This is a genomic window from Streptomyces sp. NPDC001231 (assembly GCF_042896885.1).
Classification (GTDB): domain Bacteria; phylum Actinomycetota; class Actinomycetes; order Streptomycetales; family Streptomycetaceae; genus Streptomyces.
Window position 1 is genome coordinate 57,691 of sequence record NZ_JBIAXS010000013.1, and the last position, 23,986, is coordinate 81,676.

A 23,986-nucleotide genomic window follows, 5' to 3' on the forward strand; every position below is an offset into this window, starting at 1 on the left:
GGGTCCTCGTGACCACTGACGCTTCTTCGACTCCCGAGCCGCGCGAGACGTTGGCCGAAATCGGTTCCGATGCGGTCACGTTCATGACTCGGGCATGACTCGGGCATGACTCGGGCCGGACACCGGGGCGCGGGAGGAGCCCCGGAGGGGTCTGAGAGAGTGGGCTCATGAGCGCAACGGGTACGGGCACGGGCCATGTCGTCGTCATCGGGGCCGGGATCGCGGGGCTGGCGGCCGCGCACCGGCTGTTGCAGCGCGGGGCGCGGGTGACCGTGCTGGAGGCGGCGGAACGGGTCGGCGGCAAGCTGCTGCCGGGCGAGATCGCGGGCGTCCGCGTCGACCTGGGCGCCGAGTCGATGCTGGCCCGCCGGCCCGAGGCCGTGACCCTCGCACGCGAGACGGGACTCGCCGGCCACCTCCAGCCGCCCGCCACGGCGAGCGCCTCCATCTGGACGCGCGGCGCCCTGCGGCCCATGCCCAAGGGGCACGTCATGGGCGTCCCCGGCACCGCCTCCGCGCTGGCCGGAGTGCTGTCCGAGGAGGGCCTGGCCCGCATCGAGCGCGACGCCGAGCTGCCCCGCACGGAGGTCGGCGACGACGTGGCGGTCGGCGAGTACGTGGCCGCACGCCTGGGCCGCGAGGTCGTCGACCGCCTGGTCGAGCCCCTGCTCGGCGGGGTCTACGCCGGTGACGCCTACCGCATCTCGATGCGCTCGGCCGTCCCGCAGCTCTTCCGGGCCGCGCAGACCCACGACTCGCTGCTGGAAGGGGTCCGCGAGATCCAGGACGCGGCGGCCGCCGCACAGCAGACCGGGCCGGTGTTCATGGGCGTCGAGGGCGGTGTGGGCCGGCTGCCGCTCGCGGTCGCGGAGTCGGTGCGGGCCCGCGGCGGCGAGATCCTGACCGGGACCCCCGTGACGGAGCTGCGCCGGCAGGACCGTAACTCCTGGCGGGTGGCCGCCGGTGACCGCGTGCTGCACGCCGACGCGGTGGTCGTCGCCGTGCCCGCGCCCGCCGCCGCCGGGCTGCTGCGCGCCGAGTCCCCGGAGGCCGCCGCCGAGCTGCGGGCCGTCGAGTACGCCTCCATGGCCCTGATCACCCTCGCCTACCGCCGCGCCGGCACCGCCCTGCCCGAGGGCAGCGGCTTCCTGGTGCCCCCCGTCGACGGCCGCACCATCAAGGCGTCCACCTTCGCCTCCCAGAAGTGGGGCTGGATCGCCGACGAGAACCCGGACGTGGTCGTGCTGCGCACGTCCGTGGGGCGGTACGGCGAGACCGAGATCCTCCAGCGCGAGGACGCCGACCTCGTCGAGGTCTCCCGGCACGACCTGCGCGAGGCGACCGGCCTGGACGCCACCCCCCTGGAGACCCGCGTCACCCGCTGGACCGACGGCCTGCCCCAGTACCCCGTCGGCCACCACGCGCGCGTGGCCCGCATCCGCGAGCACATCGGCAAGCTGCCCGGTCTGGCGGTGTGCGGCGCGGTGTACGACGGGGTGGGCATCCCCGCGTGCGTCGCGAGCGCGTACGCGGCCGTGGACCAGCTGGAAGGCGACCTGCGCGCCGTGCGGGAGCTGACCGCGGACCCGGTGCAGAGTCTGCACGGCGGAGCGGGAGAATAGCCTCATGAGTGACGACGCTCCTACCACCGAGTCCGGCAGGATCCCGAACAAGGGCAAGCTGGCCAAGGACCTCAACGAGGTCATCCGCTACACGCTGTGGTCCGTCTTCAAGCTGAAGGACCTGCTTCCCGAGGACCGCGCGGGCTACGCGGACGAGGTCCAGGAACTGTTCGACCAGCTCGCCGCCAAGGACGTGACCGTCCGCGGCACGTACGACCTCTCGGGCCTGCGTGCCGACGCCGACCTCATGATCTGGTGGCACGCGGAGACCAGCGACCAGCTCCAGGAGGCGTACAACCTCTTCCGCCGCACGAGGCTCGGTCGCGCGCTGGAGCCGGTGTGGTCGAACATGGCGCTGCACCGCCCCGCCGAGTTCAACCGCTCGCACATCCCGGCGTTCCTCGCCGACGAGACGCCGCGTGACTACGTCAGCGTCTACCCCTTCGTGCGCTCCTACGACTGGTACCTGCTGCCCGACGAGGACCGCCGCCGCATGCTCGCCGACCACGGCAAGATGGCCCGCGGCTACCCGGACGTGCGCGCCAACACGGTCGCGTCCTTCTCCCTCGGCGACTACGAGTGGGTCCTCGCCTTCGAGGCCGACGAGCTGCACCGCATCGTCGACCTCATGCGCCACCTGCGCGCCTCGGAGGCCCGCCGGCACGTCCGCGAGGAGATCCCGTTCTTCACCGGGCGCCGCAAGGACATCGCCGAGCTGGTCGCGGGTCTGGCGTGACACCCGGCCCGGTCCCGGGGCCGGGCCCCGGGACCGGCTTGGTCAGCGGATGGCGGCGGGCCGGCCGGTGGCGTTCCTCAGGGCCTCGCGCAGTTGACGTGCGCGGGACTCGTGGAAGGTCGGGCCGTCCGGCCTCGGTTCCGCGCGCGGGGCGCACTCCGCCCGCCGCGCCGGCAGTCGGCCCTGGAGCAGGTAGGCGTCCAGATACGCGTTGACGCACGTGTTCGGCCCGCCCGCGATGCCGTGCGTGCCCGCGCCCCGCTCGGTCACCAGCACCGAACCGGCCAGGCGCCGGCGCAGCTCCAGGGCGCCGTCGTACGGCGCGGCCGCGTCCCGCTCGGCGGCCAGGATCAGCGTCGGCGGCAGCTCGCCCGGCCCGGTCCGCACGTCCAGGGGCCTCTGCCGAGGTGCCTTCCAGTAGGCGCACGGCAGGTTCGCCCACACATTGCTCCAGGTCTCGAACGGCGCCACCCGCGCGAGCCGTGTGTTGTCCCGGTCCCAGACCTCGAAGTCCGCCGGCCAGGGAGCGTCGTTGCACTCCACGGCCGTGTAGACCGCGTTGCCGTTCTCCGCCTCGGCTGCCCCCTCCCGGTGCGGGGCCGCCAGCGCGACCAGCGGCTCGGGGTCGCCCTTCAGATACGCCGACAGGGCCTCGGCGCTGCCCGGCCAGTGGTCGTCGTAGTACCCGGCCGTCAGGAACAGGCCCTGCAACTGCCCCGGTCCCACCGAGCCGCCCGCCGGTTCGGCGGCGAGCCGCTCCCGCGCCCTGTCGTAGCTCTTCTGCACCTGCCCGGCCGTGCGGCCCAGCGCGTACACGTCGTCGTGCCGGGCCGTCCACTCCCGGAAGTCCGCCCAGCGGGCCTCGAACGCGGCCGACTGGTCCAGGTTGTTGCGGTACCAGATCCGGTCGGGCGCCGGGTTCACCGCCGCGTCGAAGACCATCCGGCGCACGTGTGAGGGGAACAGCGTGGCGTACAGCGCGCCGAAGTAGGTGCCGTACGAGGCGCCCACGAACGTCAGCCGGTCCTCACCCAGCGCCGCCCGCAGCACGTCCAGGTCGCGGGCGTTGTTGAGGGAGTTGTAGTGCCGCAGCGCCTGGCCCGCGCGCCGGGCGCAGCCGCCCGCGTACGCCTTGGCCTCGGTGACGCGCCGCTCCTTGTACGCCCGTGAGGGGTGCGTCGGCGCGGGTGTGGGCGCCTTGAAGAAGCCCTTCGGGTCCTGGCAGGACAGCGGGGCCGACCGGCCCACCCCGCGCGGGGCGTAGCCGACGAGGTCGTACGCGGCGGCGACGCGCTTCCACTCCGGCAGCAGGCCCATGAGCGGGAAGGAGGTGCCGTCGGCGCCCGGACCGCCCGGGTTGAACACCAGGGCGCCCTGACGGGGCACTCTGCGCTTGCTGTTGCGCGGGTCCTTGTGGGTGGCCCGCACCCGGCTGACGCTGAGCCGGATCCGCTCGCCGTCGGGATGGGCGTAGTCGAGGGGCACCAGGACCGTGCCGCACTCCAGGGTGCCGGGCAGGTCCCGCGCCTTCGGGCACGCGCCGAAGTCCATTCCGGCCGCGCGGGCGCGCGCCGCGGCCACGACGGTGCCGCGCAGTTCCGCCGCGGTGCCGGGAAGACGTGCGGCGCCCGAGGCCGGGGCTCCGGCGAGGGCGGTGAGGACCAGGGACCCGGCGGCCGTCCACACGGCGGCAGCGGTCATCGCGTCTCCCTTCGGTGCACGGCAGCGACAGAAGGGATGTTTCGTTCGCCCCGGTGGGGAGGGCAAGCACCGTCCCGCCGGTGTCGGCGCCGATGCGCCCGACGCGCCCCGCGCGAGCGCTGGTGCCGGGCGCGCGCTCCGGCCCGCACCGCCGCCCGTACGCCTGTTGGCCCGTACGCCCGTTGGCCCTGGCCCGGGCCGGTCGTGTCGCGGGCTACCGGTCCCGGAGGGCCCGGCCGTGCGGGGGCATGCCGCGCGCGGGCCGGTCGGGCGAGGGCTGGTCGCGGTGGGCGAAGGCCGCGCGCAGGTGCGGTTCGCCGATCGCGCTGATGCCGCGTACGGCCACGGACGCCAGGTACGTGCGCTCGTCACCGGCGCCGTTCACCCGCCGGTTCAGCGCGCCGAGCAGCCGCTGTCCGGCCGGGGACGCCCAACGCGAGTACGGGTGGACCTCGAAGCGGGCGATGGCCAGGCAGCTCAGGGTGAGCGCGAGCGGCAGCGCGAACCAGAGGGCGATCAGCTCGCGGGGCATCCCGGTCGGGCCGGGCAGCAGCAGCGCGGTCGTGCCCAGGGCGAGCACGGCCAGCGTGGCCGCCCGCACCCGGCGCACCCCGGCCGCGATCGTGGACCCGTCCCCGTCCGGCACGGCGAGACCGGCGCTGACGAGCCGGTCGGCGAGGCCGCGCACCGCGTCCGCGGTGGCCGCGGCCGCGCACACCGGCGCGATCCGGGACTGTCCCTCCGGGCCGATCGCCCCTATGACGGAGCGCTCCATCTCGTCCCGCCCGCGCGGATCGACGACCGTCGCCCAGCCGGTGTGCGCGAGCAGCAGCCGGCGCTGGCGCGCCATGGAGACCAGGGTCAGATCGGCTACGCGCGCCGGTCCGCCCGAGAGGAACGCCGCCTCGTAGAGCGTCAGATCGCGGCCCTGACCCGCGTCCAGGTCGACGGCCGCGGCGCGTACCGCGGCCAGGCACAGCCGCAGGCACGCCGTGCCCGCGAAGGCCCAGGCCAGGAGCAGGAGAAGGACCCAGAACATGACGCGTTTCTATGCCAGAGGCCTGGGAAACGCCATGCCTTGTTCGCCATCCGGACAGAGTGTTTCCGGTATGTGACGTTCCGTTTGTTTTCCGAGGTCAGGGCGTCGGGGCCGGGCTCAGCGGCGCAGCAGCGCCCGTTGGGCCGCGCGGGCCACCCGTACCGCCGGACGGCGTGACCGCGGCGCCGGCCCCGAGCGGTCCAGCCACCACTCCCGCAGCTCCCGCCGGATGCCCGCGTTCCGGGGCCTGCCGGCGAGCAGCAGGGACTCCGCGAAGTCCAGGGCGTCCTGCCGGTAGCCCCCGGTCATCGGCTGCCTCTGCGCATACGCGAGGAACGCGGTGCGGTACCCCTCGCCGAGCAGCACCGGTAGTTCGGGCGCCACCTTGGCCACGACGTCCGCCCGCTTCGCGGCCAGCGACCGCGCCTGAACGCCGATGCGCACCCGGTCGAACCCCTCCGGCGAGGGCGTCCCGGCGACGAGCGCCGACAGCAGCGAGGTCTGCGCGAGGGCGAGTCGCTGCCGGGCGGGCTCGGTGCCGCAGGCCGTCCGCGGATCCGGTCCGGGCGCACCGCGGCCGCCGGCGTCCGGCGCCTGGTCGGGGTCGGGGTCGGGGTCGGGAGTGGGGTCGGGGTCGGGGTCGGGAGTGGGGTCGGGGTCGGGGTCGAGAGCGGGGCCGGGGTCAGGGTCAGGGGCAGGGCCGGGGCCGGGGGTGGGGGCGGGGTCGGCCGCCCGTCGGGCCGTCGTACGCCCCGACTCCACCGCTGTGCCGATGGCCGCCAACTCCCGCTCCAGTTCCGCCGGTTCGGGGAAGTTCTCGTCGCGCTCCAGCAGGACCCCCGGCGGGGCGACGCGTGAGGCGAGGTCGGTCAGGATGTCGAGGACCGGCCGCGGCACCGGGTGTGCGTGGCTGTCGTGCCAGACACCGTCGCGTTCGAAGCCGCCCGCCACATGGACGTACGCGAGGGCTTCGAGGGGGAGTTCGGCCAGCGCCCGGGCCGGGTCCTCTCCCCGGTTGACGTGGTTGGTGTGCAGATTGGCGACGTCGATCAGCAGCCCCACACCCGTGCGGTCGGCCAGCTCGTAGAGGAACTGGCCCTCCGTCAGCTCCTCGTCGGGCCAGGCCAGCAGCGCGGCGATGTTCTCCACGGCGAGCGGCACGGGCAGCGCCTCCTGCGCGATCCGGACGTTCTCGCACAGCACGTCGAGGGCGTCGCGGGTGCGTGGCACGGGCAGCAGATGCCCGGCTTCCAGCCGCGGTGAGGCGGTCAGTACCCCGCCCGCGCGCACGAACGCGATGTGCTCGGTCACCAGCGGCGAGCCGAGCGCCTGCGCCCGCTCGGCGAGTGCGGTCAGCCGGTCCTCGTCCGGCCGGTCGGCCCCGCCGAGTCCGAGCGAGACCCCGTGCGGCACCACGGTCACCCCGCGGCGGCGCAGGCGCAGCAGTGACTCGGGAAGATGCGTGGGACACACGTTCTCGGCGACGGCCTCGACCCAGTCGACGCCCGGCATCTCCTCCACGGCGTCCGCGATCTCCGGCCGCCACCCGATCCCCGTCCCCAGCCGCTCCATCGTGCTCTCGCCCCCCTCTTGCCCGCCTCCGCACGGCGCACGTGACGGGGGTATGGCCCGGGCGCCGGAACCCGAACCCCGCCGCCCGCACCTTCAGAGCAACATTTGAGCTAAGCCCCGCCGTGGGAGCCAGTTCTGCGAGCCGGTTCTGCGACCGGAGGGTTTGCCGGGCGTCGCGAGCCGGTGAACCTTCACGGTCGCGGCACTAGACCCGGCCCGGGCGCAGCGCGGGGTGGTCGGCGACGACCGTGCAGGAGCCGGGGGCGATCTCCGTGAAGCCGGCGTCGCGCACCACCGGCAGTCCGCCGGACGTGAGGTCCCGCCAGTGGGCGGGGCCCGCGGTGCGGACGGCGAGCGGGAAGCCCGCGTCCCGCCAGGCCGTGCGCTGCTCCGCGGACAGTTCCCACCAGGCGAGCTGGGCGCCGTGACCCGCCTGGGCCATCGCCTTGCCCGCGGACATGTCCAGGCCGGGGCTCATCCACAGCACCGGGACGGCCGGGTCCGGCGCGGTGGGCGGCTCCGGGTCGTCCAGCTCGGTGCCGGAGACCTGAAGCCTCGCCAGGTCCTTGGGCCAGCCGTCCAGCGGTATGGGCGGGAAGACCCGCACCTGCGCGGTCCTCCCGGTCACGGTGATGCCGGGCAGGGCCTCGGCCCGCCGCCACTCGGCGCCGCGCGCCCGCCGCACCACCTTGCGGATCCGGGCGTCCTGCCAGTCCCGCACGGCCCGCGCCCACTCCCCGTCACCGGCCGAGCGTTCGTCGGCGAGCAGCACCAGGACCGCTCGGGCCGCGGTCTCCAGGGCGTCCGTACGGGCCGGGGGAGCGGCCCGCTCGATCCGCACCACCAGCGGCAGCACGAACTGCCGCGCCTGGTCGCGCGCGCCGGGCTCGGACCGGAACGGGCTGTCCTGCGGGGCGGTGGCGATGGTGCTCTCGTCGGTACCTCACGGCGTCCAGTCTGCCAGCCGGGTGACCGGCCGCCGGAGCCCGCCGGCCCGCGGGTGATTCCCTGCCCGAGAGCCGGCCGGCCCCTCAGGCGCGGTCGGTCGAGGCGCCGATCAGGTCGGAGACCTTCACCAGGCGGTAGCCCCTCTTGCGCAGCTCCGGTACGACGGCGCGTACCACGCGTTCGGTGGTGGGGGCGGCGCTGCGGGTGCAGTGCATGACCACGACCGAGCCCGGCTTGACCCCGTCCAGGACCTGCCGGACCACGGCGTCCGCGTCCGTCGCGAACGCGTCTCCGCTCACCACGTCCCACTGGACCGCGGTGACGCCGAGACCGCTGAGCGCCCGCAGGGACTGCTGGTCGTAGCAGCCGCCGGGGAAGCGGAAGTACGGCATCGCGTGCGGCACGCCCGCCTTGCGGAACGCCTCGTACGCGCCCTCCACGTCCGACCGCATCCGGTCGGCGGGCACGGTGGGCAGGCCGTAGCAGTGCGCGGTGAACGCGTAGTGGCTGTAGGAGTGGTTGGCGAGCTCGAACAGGGGGTCGCTGCCGATGGAGCGGGCCTGGTCGGGGTACTGCTCGGCCCAGCGGCCCGTCATGAACACCGTGGCCGGCGCCTTCAGGGCGCGCAGGGTGGCGATGAGTTCCGGGTTGTCGAAGTGCTCGCCCGCCGACGCGCGCGCTCCCTCGTCGGCGGTCATGTCGGCGTCGAAGGTGAGGGCGACCGTCTTCCCCTTGGTGCGGGGGCCGTGGCTGAAGACGGGGGTCAGACCGCCGGGTCCCGGGGTGAGGGCCGGAGGCCGGGAGGGCGAGGGCCTGGCCGGAGCGGAGGGGGAGGCCGACGCGGACGTGGAGGGGGGCGTCAGACCGGTGCGGGACGCCTCGGTGCCGCCGCCGCAGGCGGCCAGGGCGGCGCTGAGGGCGCAGACGGCGGTGATGCGTCGTACAAGTGTGATCACACGATGAACATATGACCTTCTCCTATCACGAGAACGGCGGCACGGCGGGGCGGTCACCCGGCCGGTGGCCGGGCGTCGCGGCCCCGGCTCAGCGGCCGTAGCGGGCGGTGAGTGTGCCGGAGGAGAGGGTGTGGCCGCTCAGCGCGCGTCTGACGTCGGCGGCCGTGGCGTCGGGCCTCAGGGCGAGGCGGCGGTCGGCGGCGTACACCGTGAAGACGTAGCGGTGGGGTTTGCCCGGGGGCGGGCAGGGGCCGCTGTAGCCCGTCTTCGAGAAGTCGTTGCGTCCCTGGGCGGCTCCCGGCGGGGTCGCGCCCGTCGGCAGGCTGGTGGTGCGCGGGTCCATGTTCCAGACCAGCCAGTGCGTGAACGTGCCCCCCGGGGCGTCCCGGTCCTCGACCAGCAGGGCCAGCCCCACCGTGCGCGCGGGAACCCCGGAGAACGCCAGCGGCGGCGAGAGGTCCGACCCGGTGCACGTGTAGCGGCCGGGAACGGTGCCGCCGTCGGTGAACGCCGGACTCGACACGGTGATCCGACCCGCGGCACCGAGTGAGGCGGTGCCGGAGTCGCTCGGCGTGGCGGCCCCCGGGCCCCCGCCGCCACCGCACCCCGCGACACCCCCCAGCGTCGCGATCAGGACAACCCCCACGAGCCGGCTGCGCATGCCTCGCACGCTAACGACGGCCCCACGGCGCCGCCACCGCGCGGGGCCGTCCGGGGGACGGGGAACGGGGGATGGGGGGTGGAGGGTGGGGGTGGGTCGGAGGGAAGCCAGTGCCGCGACAGACAGCGTTCGCCCTGTCGCGACGCCCGGCACTCCTAAGGCGTTCACGGGCGAACGTCGCCTGCCGCGGCACTAGGTCCTGGTGCGGGCCGCGCTGCCGTCCGGGTCGGGGGTGACCGCGTCGGCGGTGCTCCGCACGGGTGTGATCGGTGCCTCCTCGGGGGCGGGGGCGCCGGGATCCGCTGCTGCCCTCGCAGCCTCCGGCAGCTGTTCGGGCGGGCCGGGAAGCGCCGGTGCGGCGCTCCGGTGCGGCTCCGGCTCCCGCTGGGCCTTCTCCAGGAAGCGCAGCAGCTCGACCGGGAAGGGCAGGACCAGGGTGGAGTTCTTCTCGGCGGCGACCGCCGTCACCGTCTGGAGCAGCCGCAGTTGCAGCGCGGCGGGCGTGTCCGCCATCTGCTGGGCCGCCTCGGCCAGCTTCTTGGACGCCTGGAACTCCGCGTCCGCGTTGATGATGCGGGCCCGCCGGTCCCGGTCGGCCTCCGCCTGCCGGGCCATGGACCGCTTCATCGTGTCCGGCAGGGAGACGTCCTTGATCTCCACGCGGTCGATCTGCACGCCCCACCCGACGGCCGGGCTGTCGATCATCAGCTCCAGCCCCTGGTTGAGCTTCTCGCGGTTGGACAGCAGGTCGTCCAGGTCGCTCTTGCCGATGATCGAGCGCAGGGACGTCTGCGCCATCTGCGAGACCGCGAACTTGTAGTCCTCCACCCGGATGAGCGCGCTGGAGGCGTCGACCACCTTGAAGTACACGACCGCGTCCACGCGTACCGTCACGTTGTCCCGGGTGATGCCCTCCTGGGCCGGGATCGGCAACGTGACGATCTGCATGTTGACCTTGTAGAGCCGGTCCACGAACGGGATGATCATGGCCAGGCCCGGCGGCCGCGGCTCGCCGGTCTGCCGCCCGAGGCGGAACACCACCCCGCGCTCGTACTGCTTGACGACCCGCATCGCCGCGGCGAGGTACACGACCCCCACGCAGCCCGCGGTGATCACGGAGGTCACCAGTTCCTGCACCATGACGAGGACTCCTCGACCGGTCGCCGATATGCGCGTTATGCGCCGCTTCAACGATATGCCCGCTCCGAGGTCATGGTCGAGCCGCCGGACGGCCCCGGCTCACGGGCCCGTCACAGGGCCGTGAAGGCGTCCGTCCGCGGGCAGTGCGCCAGCACCGCGCCGGTGTGCACCTCGTAGTACCAGCCGTGCAGGGTGAGCCGGCCGTCCGCGAGCCGCTTCTCGACGCACGGGTACGAGCGCAGCCGCAGCAGCTGGGTCAGGGCGTGGCTCTGGACGCCCTCGGCGACGGCGGGGTCCTCGACGGCTCCGGTGGGCCGGGGCGTCGCGTGGGCCAGCCAGTCCCGTACGGCGGGCACGGCGTCGAGGTCGTCCCCGCGCACGAGGGCGCCGACCGCACCGCAGTGGGAGTGGCCGCAGACGACGATGTCGCCGACGCCCAGCACCTCCACCGCGTACTCGATGGTGGCCGCCTCGGCGGTGGGCCGTGCCGAGGCGTACGGCGGCACGATGTTGCCCGCGGTGCGCAGCTCGAACAGCTCACCGGGCCGGGCGCCGGTGATCAGGGCCGGGACGACCCGGGAGTCGGAGCAGGTGATGAACAGGACCTCGGGGGACTGGCCCTCGGCGAGCCGGGCGAAGTCCTCGGGGCGCCGTCCGAACGTACGGGCGTTGTGGATCAGGGGCTGCATGGGGCGACTCCGTGTCTCCGGCGCGGACCGGCCAACGATCAAGAACTGGCCAGGAGACACGGTAAGCCCCGAGAAGCCGTCCGCCGGGGTGCTGTCCCGGTCAGTGCGTCTCGACGAGCCCCTTGGCGTCCCGGGCGAGGGCGGTCAGGCGGGATATCGCGCGGAAGTACTTCTTGCGGTAGCCGCCGTTCAGCATCTCCTCGCTGAACAGCCGGTCGAAGGGCAGCCCGGAGGCCAGCACGGGCACCTCGCGGTCGTAGAGCCGGTCCGCGAGCACCACGAGCCGCAGCGCCGTCGACTGGTCCGGCACCGGCCGCACGTCGGTGAGGCACACGGCCGCCAACCCGTCGGTCAGGGCGCCGTAACGGCTGGGGTGCACCTTGGCGAGGTGGTCCAGCAGGTGCGGGAAGTCGTCGAGCGAGGCGTTCTCGGTGGCGTACGCCGCCTTCGTCACCTGCTCGTCGGAGTACGGCGCCGGCGCCTCGGGCAGGCCGCGGTGGCGGTAGTCGTCGCCGTCGATGCGCAGCGCGCGGAAGTGCGCGGACAGGCCCTGGATCTCGCGCAGGAAGTCCGTGGCGGCGAAGCGGCCCTCGCCGAGCTTGCCCGGCAGCGTGTTGGAGGTGGCGGCGAGCGCGACACCCGCGTCGACCAGCCTGCCGAGCAGGGTGGACACCAGCACGGTGTCGCCCGGGTCGTCCAGTTCGAACTCGTCGATGCACAGCAGGCGGTGGCCGGAGAGGGTCTCGACGGTCTTCTGGAAGCCGAGGGCGCCCACCAGGTTGGTCAGCTCCACGAAGGTGCCGAACGCCTTGCGGGCGGGTTCGGCCGGGGTGGCGTGCCACAGGGAGGCCAGCAGGTGGGTCTTGCCGACACCGTAACCGCCGTCGAGGTACACACCGCGGGGCCCGGCACCGGCGGCCCGGCCCCTGCCCTTCGCCCTGCCCTTGTCGTTGCTCCTGCTCCTGCCGAAGCCGAACAGGCCGCGCCTGCCGGAGCCGGTCGCGGACGCCCCGCCGAGTCCGGCGGCGAAGTCGTCCAGCACCTCGACGGCCTCGGTCTGGCTGGGCTGCTTCGGGTCCGGGATGTACGTCGCGAAGCGCACGGAGTCGAAGCGCGGCGGCGGCACCATCTCGGCGACCAGCCGGTCCGCGGGGACGTGCGGCTCGCGCGCGCACAGGGACAGCGGGGCCGCGGCGGTCAGGGAGCTGAGCCCGGAGGCGGTTGTGGAGGACGACACGGTTCCCCATGGTAAGCGGCATGGAACACTGCACGTCATGCGACGCCTGTTCCCTGTGACCGACGAAACAGCAGCCCAGACCCCGGACGGGACACACGGCGCCGGTGGTACGAGCGTGCCCGGCGCCCTCGTGGACCGGGAGTGGACCTTCGCCGAGCTGGCCGCCGCGTACGCCTACCCCGAGCGCGGGGCGGCGGTCCGGGAGCCGTGGCTGCGCGCCAACATGGTCGCCACCCTCGACGGGGCCGCCCAGCACGAGGGGCGTTCGCAGCCCATCTCCAGCGCCGCCGACATGCGGATCTTCGGCACCCTGCGGGCACTGGCCGACGTGGTGGTGGTCGGCGCGGAGACGGTACGCCAGGAGGGGTACCGCCCGGCCCGGGCCCGGGCGGAGTTCGCGGCGCTGCGGGAGGCGGCCGGGCAGGGCCCGGCTCCTGCGATCGCGGTCGTCACGGCGAGCCTGGAGCTGGACTTCTCGCTGCCGCTGTTCACCTCGCCGCTGGTGCCCACGCTGGTCCTCACGGGCGCGGCGGCGGCCCCGGAGCGGATCGTGGCCGCGGAGAGGGCGGGTGCCCGGGTGGTGATCGCCGGTGACGGCGTCGGCGTCGACCCCGCCCGCGCCGTGCGGGCGCTGGCCGAACTCGGTCACACCCGCCTGCTCACCGAGGGCGGCCCTCGCCTGCTCGGTCAGATGGTGGCGTCCGGCGTCCTCGACGAAATGTGCCTCACGGTCTCCCCGATGCTCACCGCCGGTGACGCCCAGCGCATCGCGGGCGGCCCCTCCGTCGCGGTCCCGCAACGCTTCACCCTGGCCTCCCTGCTGGAGGACGACGGCTTCCTGTTCGGCAGGTACCGCCGCCCCTGACCGGAGCCCCGCCGTCCGGCTGCCCGGGGGCTCGCGCTCCGGGCAGGCGGAACCAATTGTTCCGATCCGTGTGCGCCGGGTGCGCCAAATCCCGCGATACCCGTGCGATCACGGGGCAGGATGGTTTCCGCAGGGGCTGCTACGGCCCGTGGAGGGAGACGGAGGGTCCAGGGACCCTCGGAGGAGAAAGGGCGCCTGGTGTTCACAAGCGTATTGATGATCGAGAAGGCCCTGACGTCCGCCGACGTGGAGTTCGTCACCACCTTGCACGGCGAGGAGCCGGTGCTCTTCCACGTGCTGCTCCAGCCGCGCGGCGATCAGGCGGACCGGTTGCTGCGGGCCATCGACGACATCGCGCTCGGCGAACTCGACGAGGCGGCGCGCGAGGGCGAGACCCCGGAGGGCGCGGCCGCGAAGGGCGCCGGGGAACAGGCCCTGGACGTGTCCCTCATCGCGCTGCGCGCGGCGGGCAGCCGGGCCGACGGCCGGCTCGTCGAGGACCACCCGCTGGACGCCCTGAAGTCCCTGGTCGCCGAGGTCGACGCCGACGAGGTGATCGTCCTGACCGACCCGCACTACGTGGAGGAGTTCTTCCACCGCGACTGGGCCTCCCGGGCCCGCCACAAGGTGGGCGTACCGGTCCTGAAGCTCTTCTCCCACAGCAAGGCATAGGCTTGGGCGGCGCCCCCGCACGGGGGCGCGCACCGTCGTACCACAGCCGCACCACCTGGGGAGAAAAGCGCATGGCACCCGGCCTTCCTACCGCCATGGACCGACCGCACTTCATCGGCATCGGCGGCGCCGGGATGTCGGGCATCGCGAAGATCCTCGCCCAGCGCGGGGCCAAGGTCGCGGGCAGCGACGCCAAGGAGTCGGCGACCGCGCAGGCACTGCGCGCGCTGGGCGCCACCGTGCACATCGGGCACGCGGCCGGGCACCTCGCCGACGACGCCAGCTGCGTCGTCGTCTCCTCGGCGATCCGCGAGGACAACCCGGAGCTGGCCCGCGCGGCCGAGCTGGGCATCCCGGTCGTCCACCGCTCCGACGCGCTGGCCGCCCTGATGGAGGGCCTGCGCCCGATCGCGGTCGCCGGCACCCACGGCAAGACGACGACCACCTCGATGCTGGCCGTGTCCCTCGGCGAGCTGGGCCTGCGGCCGTCGTACGCCATCGGCGGCGACCTGGACGCCCCCGGCTCCAACGCGCTGCACGGCGACGGCGAGATCTTCGTCGCCGAGGCGGACGAGTCGGACCGCAGCTTCCACAAGTACGCGCCCGAGGTCGCCATCGTCCTCAACGTCGAGCTCGACCACCACGCCAACTACGCCTCGATGGACGAGATCTACGAGTCCTTCGAGACCTTCGTGGACCGGATCGTCCCCGGCGGCACCCTGGTGATCGCCGCCGACCATCCGGGCGCGCGGGAACTGACCCGGCGCGTGTCCGGTGCGGTGCGGACGGTGACGTACGGCGAGGCCGATGACGCCGACGTACGGATCCTGTCGGTCGTGCCGCAGGGCCTCAGGAGCGAGGTCACCGTCCTGCTGGACGGCACCGAGCTCACCTTCGCCGTCTCCGTGCCCGGCCGCCACTACGCGCACAACGCCGTCGCCGCGCTGGCCGCGGGCGCCGCCCTGGGCGTCCCGGCCGCCGAGCTCGCCTCCGCGCTGGCCGCGTACACCGGCGTCAAGCGGCGCCTTCAGCTCAAGGGCGAGGCCGCCGGCGTCCAGGTCGTCGACTCCTACGCCCACCACCCGACCGAGATGACCGCCGACCTGGAGGCGATGCGCGCGGCCGTGGGCGACGGCCGGATCCTGGTCGTCTTCCAGCCGCACCTGTTCTCCCGCACCCAGGAGCTGGGCAAGGAGATGGGCCAGGCGCTGGCCCTCGCGGACGCCTCCGTCGTCCTCGACATCTACCCGGCCCGTGAGGACCCGGTCCCCGGTGTCACCAGCGAGCTGATCATCGCCGCCGCGCGGGCGGCGGACGCCGACGTGACGGCCGTCCACGACAAGGCCGAGGTGCCCGACGCGGTCGCGGGAATGGCGAAGGCCGGCGATCTCGTTCTCACCATGGGCGCGGGCGACGTCACCGACCTCGGACCGCGCATCCTGGACCGTCTGTCGAAGTGAGGGGCGCGAGACCCATGCCGTACGACGTCGAGAAGCCGGACGAGCAGTGGCAGGCCGAGCTGAGCCCGGCCGAGTACGCCGTGCTGCGCAAGGCCGGCACGGAGCCCGCCTTCACCGGTGAGTACACGGACACCAGGACCAAGGGTGTCTACTCCTGCCGGGCCTGCGGCGCGGAACTGTTCACCTCCGGCACCAAGTTCGAGTCCCACTGCGGCTGGCCGTCCTTCTACGACCCGAAGGACACCGACGCCGTGGAGCTGCTGGAGGACCGCTCCCACGGGATGCTGCGCACCGAGGTGCGGTGCGCGCGCTGCGGGTCGCACCTCGGGCACGTCTTCGAGGGCGAGGGGTACGCGACCCCGACCGACCAGCGGTACTGCATCAACTCGATCTCCCTGCGGCTGGTCCCGGACGAGGGCTGAGGCGGTGGGGCGCGGGGGGGGGGGGGGGGGCCGGGGGGGGGCCCCCCCCCCCCCCGGGGGCCCCCCGGGGGGCGGCCCCCCCCCCCCCCCCCCCCCCCCCCCCCCCCCCCCCCCCCCCCCCCGGGGGGGGGGGGGGGGGGGGGGGGGGGGGGGGGGGGGGGGGGGGGGGGGGGCGCGGGCGCCCCCCCCCCCCCCCCCCCGCGTCCGGGAGCACGGGCGGCGCGCCCGTCACAACGCCTCGTCGTCCCACTGGTCGAGCAGCAGGTCGCCCAGATCCCCGCCGGGCCGCGCCGCCCCGCCGTGCAGCGGCTGTTCGGTCCAGATGACCTTGCCGTGGGGTGTGTACCTGGTCCCCCACCGCCGAGCCAGCTGGGCGACGAGGAACAGTCCGCGTCCGCCCTCGTCCGTCAGGGCGGCCCGACGCGGGTGCGGTGAGGTGCTGCTGCCGTCGGAGACCTCGCAGACGAGGTCGCGGTCGCGCAGCATCCGCACGCGGATCGGCTCGCTGCCGTAGCGGATCGCGTTGGTGACCAGTTCGCTGAGCATCAGCTCGGTCTCAAAACCCACCTCGTCCAGTCCCCACGCGTCCAGCTGCCGGGCGCAGGCCGCGCGCACCGGGGCGACGGACGCGGAGTCGCGGGGCACGTCCCACTCCACGACGTCCGCCGGGTCCAGCAGCCGGGTGCGGGCCACCAGCAGCGCCACGTCGTCGCTGGGGCGCGGTGGCAGCACGGTGTCGATCACCGCCCGGCACGTCTCCTCCGGGCTCCGGTCCGGCCGGCCGGCCAGGGTGTCGCGCAGCAGGGCGAGGCCGGTGCCGATGTCCCGGTCCTCGACCAGCCCGTCGGTGTACAGGACCAGGAGCGATCCCTCCGCCAGGTCCAGCGCGGCGGTCTCGACGGGCAGGCCCGCAGCCAGGCCGAGGGGCGGGGAGGCGGGCACCTCGGGGAAGATCACCGCGCCGTCGGGACGTACCAGCGCGGGCCCGGGGTTACCCGCGGTCGCCACGGTGCAGCGTCCGCCGGCGGGGTCGTAGATCGCGTACAGGCAGGTGGCCCCGGTGACCGTGTCGGTCTCGGCCTCGGCCGCCCGGTCCTGGTCGATCCGGGTGACCAGTTCGTCGAGGTGGACCAGGATCTCGTCGGGCGGCAGGTCGAGGGCCGAGAAGTTGAGCACGGCGGTGCGCAGACGCCCCATGGTGGCGGCGGCGTGCAGACCGTGTCCGACGACGTCGCCGACGACGAGGGCCACGCGCGCGCCCGGCAGCGGGATCACGTCGAACCAGTCCCCGCCCACGCCGCCGGCCTGCGCGGGCAGATAGCGGTGGGCCACCTCCAGCGCGTTCTGCTCGGGCTGCCCCCGGGGCAGCAGGCTGCGTTGCAGGCTCACGGCGACGCCGCGCGCATGGGTGTAGCGGCGTGCGTTGTCGACGCACACGGCCGCCCGCGCGACCAGCTCCTCGGCGAGGGAGAGGTCGTCGTCGTCGAAGGGGCTGCGCCGGTCCGTTCGCCAGAAGTCGGCCAGTCCCAGCAGAACGCCCCGCGCCCGCATCGGTACCGCGATGAGCGAGCGGATCCCGTGGTCGAGGATCCTTCCGGCCGTCTCCGGGCTCTGGACGCGCCAGTCGTGGGTGGCGTCCAGATCGGCCTCCAGCACCGCGTGACCGGTCTCCAGCGCCGCCGCCATCGGGGTGCCGGGCATCCAGGTGATCCGCCCGCCGACGGGGAAGACGGGCGGGTCCAGGCTGTCGCCGAGGATGACCGTGCGGCGCATGTCCGCCGTGTCCGCCGGCTCGTCGCCGCGCAGGACGGGCTCCAGCAGTTCGACGGTGACCAGGTCGGCGAATCGGGGGACGGCGACCTGCGCCAGCTCCTCGGCGGTCCGTACGACGTCCAGGGTGGTGCCGACCCGCACCCCGGCGTCGTACAGCAGCCGCAGCCGCTCCCGAGCCTCCTCGACCCGGCCCGAGAGGGCGCGCAGCTCCGTGGTGTCCCGCAGCGTCGTCACACTGCCGTCCGGGCCTCCGGCGCGGTCCGTGAGGCGGGTGTTGGCGATCAGCAGCCGGTCTCCCGCGAGGAGCACCTCGTCGCTGGCCACCCGCCCGGAGGACAGCAACTCGGCCACCCGCGGTTCGAGGCCGAGATCGGCGATCCGGCGTCCCTCCGCGTCCTCCGGCAGGTCCAGCAGCCGCCGCGCCTCGTCGTTGGCCAGGAGCAGCCGGCCCTCGCCCGAGAGGACGAGGACGCCCTCCCGCACGGAGTGCAGGACGGCGTCGTGGTGCTCGTACATCCGCGTCAGCTCGACGTGGCCCAGACCATGGGTCTGCCGCCGCAGCCGCCTGCTCGCCCAGGCCGATCCGCACGTGGCCAGGACGAGCGCGCCCCCCACGCCGGCGAGCAGGACCGGCAGCTGGCGCTGGACCGTCGTGTTCACCGTCCCGAGCGTGATCGCGACGCTCACGACGCCCGCGACCGAGCCGTCCGGCCGGAAGACGGGGACGACCGAGTCGACCGCGGGGCCGCGGCTCCCGGTGAAGACTTCCGTGAAGGGCTTGCCCTCCGCCGCCTGCTTGTACGGGCCTATGACGTGCTTGCCGATCAGGGCGGGGTCGGGGTGCGTGAGCCGGATCCCGTCCGGCCGGTACACGATGACGAAGGCCACGCCCGTCCGCTTCCGGGTCTCCTCGGCGCGCGGCTGGAGGATCGCCGTCGGATCGCGGCTGTCGAGGGCCTGCGCCGTCCCGGGGGCACTGGCGAAGGACTCGGCCACGGAGCGGGTGCGGTGCCGGGCGTCCGCCAGGCTGTTGTTCCGGGTCTCGAGCACGAGGACGGCGCCCGCGGCGATGATGAACACCAGCAGCATCACCATCTGGACGGCGAACGCCTGCGCGGCGAAGCTGCGCACGCCCGGCGCCGGGCGCCGCCGCCTCGAGCGCCTGCGCAGAAGTCCGGCCATGTGTTCATTTTCCAGCACCGGCGGCCACGGCGAAGTCACCGGCGGCTACCGGGGCGGCGGCCGTCCTGGGAGTCGCGGGCACTTTGCGGGGCACTCGCACGGTGGGACAATATGGGACACAGGTGGCGTCATCGGCGCCGCCGGCACTCTTCGCTTTCCTTGGTGAGGCGGGTGGAAGACATGGACATAGCCTCCTACGCCGTACTGGCCGTGGCACCCAATGTGTGGGCCACCTTCGGCGCATTCATCGGTGGACTCGTCATCGTGATCGCCTTGGTGTGGGCCGTCGGCATGGGTATCGGTGTGATGCGCCGCGAGCCGGACCGGCCGACCGAGGCGGAGCAGCCGCACCTGCCGGTCACCGGCGCCGTCCACGAGATCAGGGAGATGCGGGAGCTGGACGAGCTCCATCCGGACGACGGGGAGCGGCTCATGCCCTACGAGCTGCACGCCACCGGAACCCGCCGCAGCCAGGACCAGCACCGGCGGCGCTGGCACCCGGGCAGCAGCGGATCCTTCGGCGGTGGCGGCCCCGGCCGGACCTGACCCGGCCCCGGCCGCACCCGTCCAGGGGACGGGCCCTCACGGGCCCGCCCCCGCCCCTTGCCGGGGGCGGGGCGCCCGGGCGGGCCGGGGCGGGAGACGTGGCGCGGATCGCGTGGGCCGACCGGTGTCGCGGGCGCGATGCTGGGTAGGCGTCGGTGTCGAAAGGCGCCACGGGGCCTGGGAACCGTCCGGTCGGGCGGGCCCGCGCGCCGGGCTCACAGCTTGCGCACAGTGCGGTTACGGGGGACGGGGGTGTCGCGTGCGGTCGTCGCACGTCACAAGCCGCTCGGACCATTCCCGCAACGGCCCGCGCGACCTTGGCGGAGAGCGGACAGCTCCTGCCAGACCCGAAGGGTATTCGGCGTTTTGATACGGATAGATTCAGTCACCAAGCGGTATCCGGACGGCACGCTGGCTGTCGACCGGCTCTCGCTCGAGATACCGGACCGCTCGATCACCGTCCTCGTCGGACCGTCGGGATGTGGCAAGACCACCACTCTGCGCATGATCAACCGGATGGTGGAGCCGACCGGGGGCACCATCCTCCTCGACGGCGTCGACATCCAGGAACAGCCCGTCAACACCCTGCGCCGGTCGATGGGGTACGTCATTCAGAACGCGGGGCTCTTCCAGCACCGCACCATCGTCGACAACATCGCGACCGTGCCCCGCCTGCTCGGCTGGGGCAAGCAGAAGTCCCGGGCGCGGGCGGCCGAGTTGATGGAGCGGGTCGGCCTCGGCGCCTCGCTCGCCAAGCGCTACCCGTACCAGCTCTCCGGCGGCCAGCAGCAACGCGTCGGCGTGGCGCGGGCGCTCGCCGCCGACCCGCCGGTGCTGCTGATGGACGAGCCGTTCTCCGCCGTGGACCCGGTGGTGCGCAAGGGCCTCCAGGACGAACTGCTCCGGATCCAGGAAGAGTTGGGCAAGACCATCGTCTTCGTCACGCACGACATTGACGAGGCCGTCAAAATCGGCACGATGGTCGCGGTCCTGCGCACCGGCGGCCGGCTGGCCCAGTACGCCCCGCCCGCCGAACTGCTCTCCGCGCCCGCGGACGACTTCGTGGAGGACTTCCTCGGTGTCGACCGCGGCATCCGCCGGCTGTCCTTCTTCGCCTCCGGGGGACTGGAGTTGACGAAGACCCCGATCGTCGCCGCCGACTCCACCGCCGAGCAGCTCGCCGCCCGCGCCACCCCCGACGTGCCCTACCTCCTCGTCACCGACCCGGACGGCAGACCCCTCGGCTGGAGCGAGCCGGGCGCGCTTGGCGACGGCCCCCTCGACGCCGCACGGCTCCTGTCCCACGGGCGGCCCTTCGAGTACGGCACCGATTCGCTGCGCGCCGCCCTCGACGGCGCCGTGCTCTCGCCCACCGGCTGGGCGGTCGCCGTGGACGGCACGGGCCGCGCGGTCGGCGTCGTCTCGCAGCAGACCATCGGCGAGGCGATCCGCAGCGCCCACGCCGAGGGGCGTGCCGGGGCGGAGGCCGGCGCGGGGGCCGCGGCGGAGGCCGGCGCCGACGCCGGAGCAGAAGCCGGCGCCGAGGCCGGGGTCGCCGGATGAACCGATTCTTCGACATTCCGAGCGACCTTCAGCACAGCTGGTTCGGCCTGATCGGACTGCACCTGCGCGAGGCCCTGCTGCCGGTGCTGGCCGGTCTCCTCGCCGCCCTGCCCCTCGCCCAGCTGTGCGTGCGGTTCCGCTGGCTGTACCCGCCCGTGCTGGGCCTGACGACCGTGCTGTACGCGATCCCGTCGCTGGCGTTCTTCGTCGTCCTCATCGACTACACGGGCCAGACCGAGCTCACCGTGATGATCCCGCTCGCCGTCTACAGCCTCGTCGTGCTCGTCCCGGCGATCGTCGACGGCGTCCGCTCGGTGCCGCAGGAGACACTGGCCGCGGCCACCGCCATGGGCCTGGGGCCCGTACGCCGGTATCTCCAGGTGCAGTTGCCGATCGCGGTGCCCGCCATCATCGCGGGGCTGCGGGTGGCCGCCGTCTCCAGCATCTCGCTCGTCAGCGTCGGGATGCTGATCGGCAACCAGGGCGCCCTCGGCAATCTGCTCCACGACGCGCAGATCTACAACCGGCCCGAACTCGCCTGGAACTCCGTCCTCACCACGGCGGCCCTGGCGGTCGTCGTCGACGCCGTGCTGGTCCTCGTACGCCTGCTGCTGACCCCCTGGATGCCGCGCGGCACCCGCCGCGGCACCCCCACGGACGCCGAGGCCCGGCCCGAACCGGCCACGCCCGCACTGGAGGACGCCGCCCGGTGAACGTACTCCACTTCATCAACGCCTTCTTCAGCGACGCCGCCCACTGGAAGGGCTACGACGGCATCCCCACGCGCCTCGTGGAGCACGTCCAGTACTCCCTGATGGCCCTGGGCCTGGCCGCCGTCATCGGCCTGCCGGTCGGCCTGCTCACCGGGCACTACGGGCGCGGCGGCAACGCCCTCGCCCTGATCGCCACCGCCGGGCGGGCGCTGCCCAGCTTCGGCCTGCTGGTGCTGATGGTGATCCTGCTCGGCTTCGGCAAGATCCCCGTGATGATCCCGCTGGTCGTCCTCGCCGTCCCGCCGATCCTGATCACGACCTACGAGGCGATGCGCTCCGTCGATCCCTCGCCGGTGGACGCGGCCCGGGGCATGGGCATGGCCGAGTCGCGCGTCCTGTTCCAGGTCGAACTGCCCGTCGCCCTCCCGCTGATCCTCAGCGGACTTCGCTCGGCGGCCATCCAGATCGTCTCCACGGCCACCATCGCCGCGTACGTCAGCCTCGGCGGCCTCGGCCGGTACATCGTCGACGGCCTCTACCAGCACGACTACGAGAAGGTCGTGGGCGGGGCCGCGCTGGTCGCCGTGATGGCGCTGGCGACGCTCGCGGTGTTCTGGGCGGTCGCGCGGGTGACGGTGTCGCCCGGGGTGCGCCGTGGCGGCTGACCGCGGACGGCGAGGCGGCACCCCGGGGCCGGGGCGGATCCTCGGCCTCCCCGGGCGCCCTCCGTCCCCACCACCTGCCACGCATCGAAGCCGATCGGTGACCCGGCGCCTCTTGACTGACGAAGAAGCCGCTGGATTGGATCAAACGGCGGTGCTCGCGCCCCGCGTGCTGCCGCCGCTGCCATGCGCCCGACCAACCTCTCAGCCGGGAACGGGAATTGTGACTTCCAACACGAAGAGCACCAAGTCCAGCAAGAGCCACTTCGGGGCGGCCGCCGTCGCACTCGCCGCCACCGCGGCGCTTCTCGCGGGGTGTTCGTCCGGCGGCTCCTCCGGCAAGGACCCGCTCGCGGAGGGCAGGGCGGGCGCCGGCACGGTCGTCGTCGGCTCCAACAACTTCGCCGAGAGCATCCTGATCGCCGACATCTACGGCGAGGCCCTGAAGGCCAGGGGCATCAAGGTCGAGTACAAGCCCAACATCGGCAGCCGCGAGACCACCTACGGTCTGCTCAAGAACGGCTCGATCACCGTGCTGCCCGAGTACAACGGGGCGCTGCTGGCGTATCTCGACTCCAAGGCCGCCCCGAAGACGGTCGAGGCGACGACGGCCGCCATCGGCGCCAAGCTGGACTCCGGGCTGACGCTGCTCGAACCGGCGCCCGCGGAGGACAAGGACTCCGTCACCGTCAACGCCGCGACGGCGAAGAAGTACGGCCTCACCGAGAAGTCCTCCATCGCGGACCTCAAGGACGCCGCCAAGGACCTGGTCATCGGCGGCTCGCCGGAGTTCCAGGCCCGGCACCAGGGCCTCAAGGGCCTGAAGTCCGAGTACGGGCTGGAGTTCAAGTCCTTCAAGGCGCTGGACGCGGGCGGCCCGCTGACCCAGGCGGCGCTGAAGAAGAACACCGTGCAGGTCGCCGACGTGTTCACCACGGATCCGACCATCGCCAAGGAGAAGTTCGTCGTCCTTCAGGACCCGAAGAACCTCTTCGGCTTCGAGAACGTCCAGCCGCTGGTGTACAAGTCCGGCCTGGACCAGAAGGGCGTCGACGCGCTCAACGCGGTCTCCGCCAAGCTGGACACGGCCACCCTGCTGGACCTGGACACCCAGGTGCAGTCGCAGAACAAGGACCCGCTCGACGTGGCCAAGGCCTGGCTGAAGTCAGCGGGCCTCGACTGATCGACCGCGGTGGGGACACGGCCCGCGGGGCCGTGACACCGCTCCCTCGCCGGGTCCCGGACGAACGACCGTCCGGCACCCGGCGAGACGTGAGCCGTGGGACCCGCCGGCTCAGAGGTCGAACTCGTGCGGCGGCAGTCCCAGGGCGAAGCAGGCCTCGCGCACCATGGCCTGCTCGGTCTTGTCGAAGTCGCCGTCCGCGCCGCCGATGACGATGCCGATCTGGACGACGGCACGGGCCTCGGCGGGCTTCTTCTTCGCCTTGGCGATCTCCTGCAACACGCTGACCTTGCCGAAGTCGAAGTCCGCGGTCAGCCTGTTCAGGTTCTCCTCGAAGCGGCGGCGCAGATCGTCCGCGGGGAAGTTCTGCAGCACCTCGTTGGTGGCGATCAGTTGCGCGACACGCTGACGCTCCGAAGGGTCGACGGTGCCGTCGGCGGCGGCCACGAGGGCGCACATCGCCATGCTCGCGTCCCGGAAGGCACCGCTCTTCAGGTCGTTCTTCTTCGCCACGAGCTGGGTCTGCATCTGCGTCGCGGAGTCCTTGATGCGGTCCCACAGGGCCATGTGCTCTCCAAGTGTGGTGTCGGGTGGCCTAACACGTTCCGTGCTGCATCTACAGCAACGTAGAAACTATCGGAGCG

The 23,986-nt window shown here is 73.5% G+C and carries 22 protein-coding genes; 11 read left to right on the top strand and 11 right to left on the bottom strand.

All coding sequences use genetic code 11. The features are described 5' to 3' along the window. The first annotated feature begins 167 nt into the window (after positions 1 to 167). Positions 168 to 1,622, top strand: a complete 1,455-nt coding sequence (gene hemG / locus ACFY3J_RS17660) for a protoporphyrinogen oxidase (RefSeq protein ID WP_390841201.1) — start codon at positions 168 to 170, stop codon at positions 1,620 to 1,622. 4 nt (positions 1,623 to 1,626) lie between these two features. Next, positions 1,627 to 2,358, top strand: a complete 732-nt coding sequence (hemQ, locus tag ACFY3J_RS17665) for a hydrogen peroxide-dependent heme synthase (RefSeq protein WP_390841202.1) — start codon at positions 1,627 to 1,629, stop codon at positions 2,356 to 2,358. 42 nt (positions 2,359 to 2,400) lie between these two features. On the opposite strand, the gene ACFY3J_RS17670 is transcribed toward hemQ, so the two are convergent. The 9 genes from ACFY3J_RS17670 to zapE form a co-directional block, all read right to left on the bottom strand. After that, positions 2,401 to 4,059, bottom strand: a complete 1,659-nt coding sequence (locus ACFY3J_RS17670) for an alpha/beta fold hydrolase (protein WP_390841203.1) — start codon at positions 4,057 to 4,059, stop codon at positions 2,401 to 2,403. 214 nt (positions 4,060 to 4,273) lie between these two features. Further along, entirely contained in the window at positions 4,274 to 5,098 is an 825-nt protein-coding gene (locus ACFY3J_RS17675) for a TIGR04222 domain-containing membrane protein (protein WP_390841204.1), read from the bottom strand. Between the two features lie 117 nt (positions 5,099 to 5,215). After that, the gene (locus tag ACFY3J_RS17680; RefSeq protein WP_390841205.1) at positions 5,216 to 6,670 is read right to left on the bottom strand and encodes a DUF692 domain-containing protein; all 1,455 of its coding nucleotides are present in this window, start codon (positions 6,668 to 6,670) and stop codon (positions 5,216 to 5,218) included. Between the two features lie 205 nt (positions 6,671 to 6,875). After that, complete coding sequence (locus ACFY3J_RS17685) at positions 6,876 to 7,595, bottom strand: peptidyl-tRNA hydrolase (RefSeq protein ID WP_390841256.1); 720 nt, start codon at positions 7,593 to 7,595, stop codon at positions 6,876 to 6,878. 106 nt (positions 7,596 to 7,701) lie between these two features. Beyond that, positions 7,702 to 8,574 (bottom strand): polysaccharide deacetylase family protein, encoded by an 873-nt coding sequence (locus tag ACFY3J_RS17690; protein ID WP_384177057.1) that lies wholly within the window; start codon positions 8,572 to 8,574, stop codon positions 7,702 to 7,704. Positions 8,575 to 8,662: 88 nt separating this feature from the next. Further along, on the bottom strand, positions 8,663 to 9,235 hold the full coding sequence (locus ACFY3J_RS17695) for a YbhB/YbcL family Raf kinase inhibitor-like protein (protein WP_384177055.1): 573 nt from the start codon (positions 9,233 to 9,235) through the stop codon (positions 8,663 to 8,665). A gap of 192 nt (positions 9,236 to 9,427) precedes the next feature. Beyond that, the gene (locus tag ACFY3J_RS17700; protein WP_384177053.1) at positions 9,428 to 10,375 is read right to left on the bottom strand and encodes a slipin family protein; all 948 of its coding nucleotides are present in this window, start codon (positions 10,373 to 10,375) and stop codon (positions 9,428 to 9,430) included. Between the two features lie 110 nt (positions 10,376 to 10,485). Beyond that, the gene (locus tag ACFY3J_RS17705) at positions 10,486 to 11,064 is read right to left on the bottom strand and encodes a carbonic anhydrase (RefSeq protein WP_384177051.1); all 579 of its coding nucleotides are present in this window, start codon (positions 11,062 to 11,064) and stop codon (positions 10,486 to 10,488) included. Positions 11,065 to 11,164: 100 nt separating this feature from the next. Then, positions 11,165 to 12,301 (bottom strand): cell division protein ZapE, encoded by a 1,137-nt coding sequence (gene zapE, locus ACFY3J_RS17710; protein ID WP_384177049.1) that lies wholly within the window; start codon positions 12,299 to 12,301, stop codon positions 11,165 to 11,167. A gap of 37 nt (positions 12,302 to 12,338) precedes the next feature. On the opposite strand from zapE, the gene ACFY3J_RS17715 reads away from it, so the two are divergent. The 4 genes from ACFY3J_RS17715 to msrB all read left to right on the top strand — a co-directional run bounded on the left by ACFY3J_RS17715 (position 12,339) and on the right by msrB (position 15,720). Continuing rightward, entirely contained in the window at positions 12,339 to 13,166 is an 828-nt protein-coding gene (locus tag ACFY3J_RS17715) for a pyrimidine reductase family protein (protein WP_390841206.1), read from the top strand. Positions 13,167 to 13,364: 198 nt separating this feature from the next. Beyond that, positions 13,365 to 13,838 (top strand): indole-3-glycerol phosphate synthase, encoded by a 474-nt coding sequence (locus ACFY3J_RS17720; protein ID WP_384177045.1) that lies wholly within the window; start codon positions 13,365 to 13,367, stop codon positions 13,836 to 13,838. A 71-nt stretch (positions 13,839 to 13,909) separates the two neighbouring features. Continuing rightward, positions 13,910 to 15,298: a UDP-N-acetylmuramate--L-alanine ligase gene (gene murC, locus ACFY3J_RS17725; protein WP_384177043.1), complete on the top strand. Its 1,389-nt coding sequence runs from the start codon at positions 13,910 to 13,912 to the stop codon at positions 15,296 to 15,298. 14 nt (positions 15,299 to 15,312) lie between these two features. Continuing rightward, entirely contained in the window at positions 15,313 to 15,720 is a 408-nt protein-coding gene (gene msrB / locus ACFY3J_RS17730; protein ID WP_141357193.1) for a peptide-methionine (R)-S-oxide reductase MsrB, read from the top strand. Positions 15,721 to 15,948: 228 nt separating this feature from the next. Here the strand turns inward: msrB and ACFY3J_RS17735 are convergent, their stop codons facing one another. After that, positions 15,949 to 18,675 carry a SpoIIE family protein phosphatase gene (locus ACFY3J_RS17735; RefSeq protein WP_390841207.1) on the bottom strand — a complete coding sequence of 909 codons (2,727 nt, stop codon included), beginning with the start codon at positions 18,673 to 18,675 and terminating at the stop codon, positions 15,949 to 15,951. A 180-nt stretch (positions 18,676 to 18,855) separates the two neighbouring features. Between ACFY3J_RS17735 and ACFY3J_RS17740 the strand changes: the two genes are divergently transcribed. The 5 genes from ACFY3J_RS17740 to ACFY3J_RS17760 all read left to right on the top strand — a co-directional run bounded on the left by ACFY3J_RS17740 (position 18,856) and on the right by ACFY3J_RS17760 (position 23,342). Continuing rightward, positions 18,856 to 19,221 (top strand): DUF6479 family protein, encoded by a 366-nt coding sequence (locus ACFY3J_RS17740; protein ID WP_141357191.1) that lies wholly within the window; start codon positions 18,856 to 18,858, stop codon positions 19,219 to 19,221. Between the two features lie 366 nt (positions 19,222 to 19,587). Beyond that, positions 19,588 to 20,784 (top strand): ABC transporter ATP-binding protein, encoded by a 1,197-nt coding sequence (locus ACFY3J_RS17745; protein ID WP_384177038.1) that lies wholly within the window; start codon positions 19,588 to 19,590, stop codon positions 20,782 to 20,784. Further along, positions 20,781 to 21,497, top strand: a complete 717-nt coding sequence (locus tag ACFY3J_RS17750; RefSeq protein WP_384177036.1) for an ABC transporter permease — start codon at positions 20,781 to 20,783, stop codon at positions 21,495 to 21,497. The genes ACFY3J_RS17745 and ACFY3J_RS17750 overlap by 4 nt, the downstream gene beginning before the upstream one ends. Continuing rightward, entirely contained in the window at positions 21,494 to 22,162 is a 669-nt protein-coding gene (locus ACFY3J_RS17755) for an ABC transporter permease (protein ID WP_225075705.1), read from the top strand. The genes ACFY3J_RS17750 and ACFY3J_RS17755 overlap by 4 nt, the downstream gene beginning before the upstream one ends. Positions 22,163 to 22,382: 220 nt before the next feature. Beyond that, positions 22,383 to 23,342 carry an ABC transporter substrate-binding protein gene (locus ACFY3J_RS17760; protein WP_384177034.1) on the top strand — a complete coding sequence of 320 codons (960 nt, stop codon included), beginning with the start codon at positions 22,383 to 22,385 and terminating at the stop codon, positions 23,340 to 23,342. A 111-nt stretch (positions 23,343 to 23,453) separates the two neighbouring features. Here ACFY3J_RS17760 and ACFY3J_RS17765 read toward each other — a convergent pair whose 3' ends face one another. Beyond that, the gene (locus ACFY3J_RS17765) at positions 23,454 to 23,909 is read right to left on the bottom strand and encodes a tellurite resistance TerB family protein (protein WP_141357183.1); all 456 of its coding nucleotides are present in this window, start codon (positions 23,907 to 23,909) and stop codon (positions 23,454 to 23,456) included. Between the last annotated feature and the right edge of the window lie 77 nt (positions 23,910 to 23,986).

Coding starts and splice junctions, on each gene's coding strand:
- hemG (WP_390841201.1), top strand. CDS start 168: ATGAGCGCAACGGGTACGGGCACGGGCCATGTCGTCGTCATCGGGGCC.
- hemQ (WP_390841202.1), top strand. CDS start 1,627: ATGAGTGACGACGCTCCTACCACCGAGTCCGGCAGGATCCCGAACAAG.
- ACFY3J_RS17670 (WP_390841203.1), bottom strand. CDS start 4,059: ATGACCGCTGCCGCCGTGTGGACGGCCGCCGGGTCCCTGGTCCTCACC.
- ACFY3J_RS17675 (WP_390841204.1), bottom strand. CDS start 5,098: ATGTTCTGGGTCCTTCTCCTGCTCCTGGCCTGGGCCTTCGCGGGCACG.
- ACFY3J_RS17680 (WP_390841205.1), bottom strand. CDS start 6,670: ATGGAGCGGCTGGGGACGGGGATCGGGTGGCGGCCGGAGATCGCGGAC.
- ACFY3J_RS17695 (WP_384177055.1), bottom strand. CDS start 9,235: ATGCGCAGCCGGCTCGTGGGGGTTGTCCTGATCGCGACGCTGGGGGGT.
- ACFY3J_RS17700 (WP_384177053.1), bottom strand. CDS start 10,375: ATGGTGCAGGAACTGGTGACCTCCGTGATCACCGCGGGCTGCGTGGGG.
- ACFY3J_RS17705 (WP_384177051.1), bottom strand. CDS start 11,064: ATGCAGCCCCTGATCCACAACGCCCGTACGTTCGGACGGCGCCCCGAG.
- ACFY3J_RS17715 (WP_390841206.1), top strand. CDS start 12,339: ATGCGACGCCTGTTCCCTGTGACCGACGAAACAGCAGCCCAGACCCCG.
- murC (WP_384177043.1), top strand. CDS start 13,910: ATGGCACCCGGCCTTCCTACCGCCATGGACCGACCGCACTTCATCGGC.
- msrB (WP_141357193.1), top strand. CDS start 15,313: ATGCCGTACGACGTCGAGAAGCCGGACGAGCAGTGGCAGGCCGAGCTG.
- ACFY3J_RS17735 (WP_390841207.1), bottom strand. CDS start 18,675: ATGGCCGGACTTCTGCGCAGGCGCTCGAGGCGGCGGCGCCCGGCGCCG.
- ACFY3J_RS17740 (WP_141357191.1), top strand. CDS start 18,856: ATGGACATAGCCTCCTACGCCGTACTGGCCGTGGCACCCAATGTGTGG.
- ACFY3J_RS17750 (WP_384177036.1), top strand. CDS start 20,781: ATGAACCGATTCTTCGACATTCCGAGCGACCTTCAGCACAGCTGGTTC.
- ACFY3J_RS17765 (WP_141357183.1), bottom strand. CDS start 23,909: ATGGCCCTGTGGGACCGCATCAAGGACTCCGCGACGCAGATGCAGACC.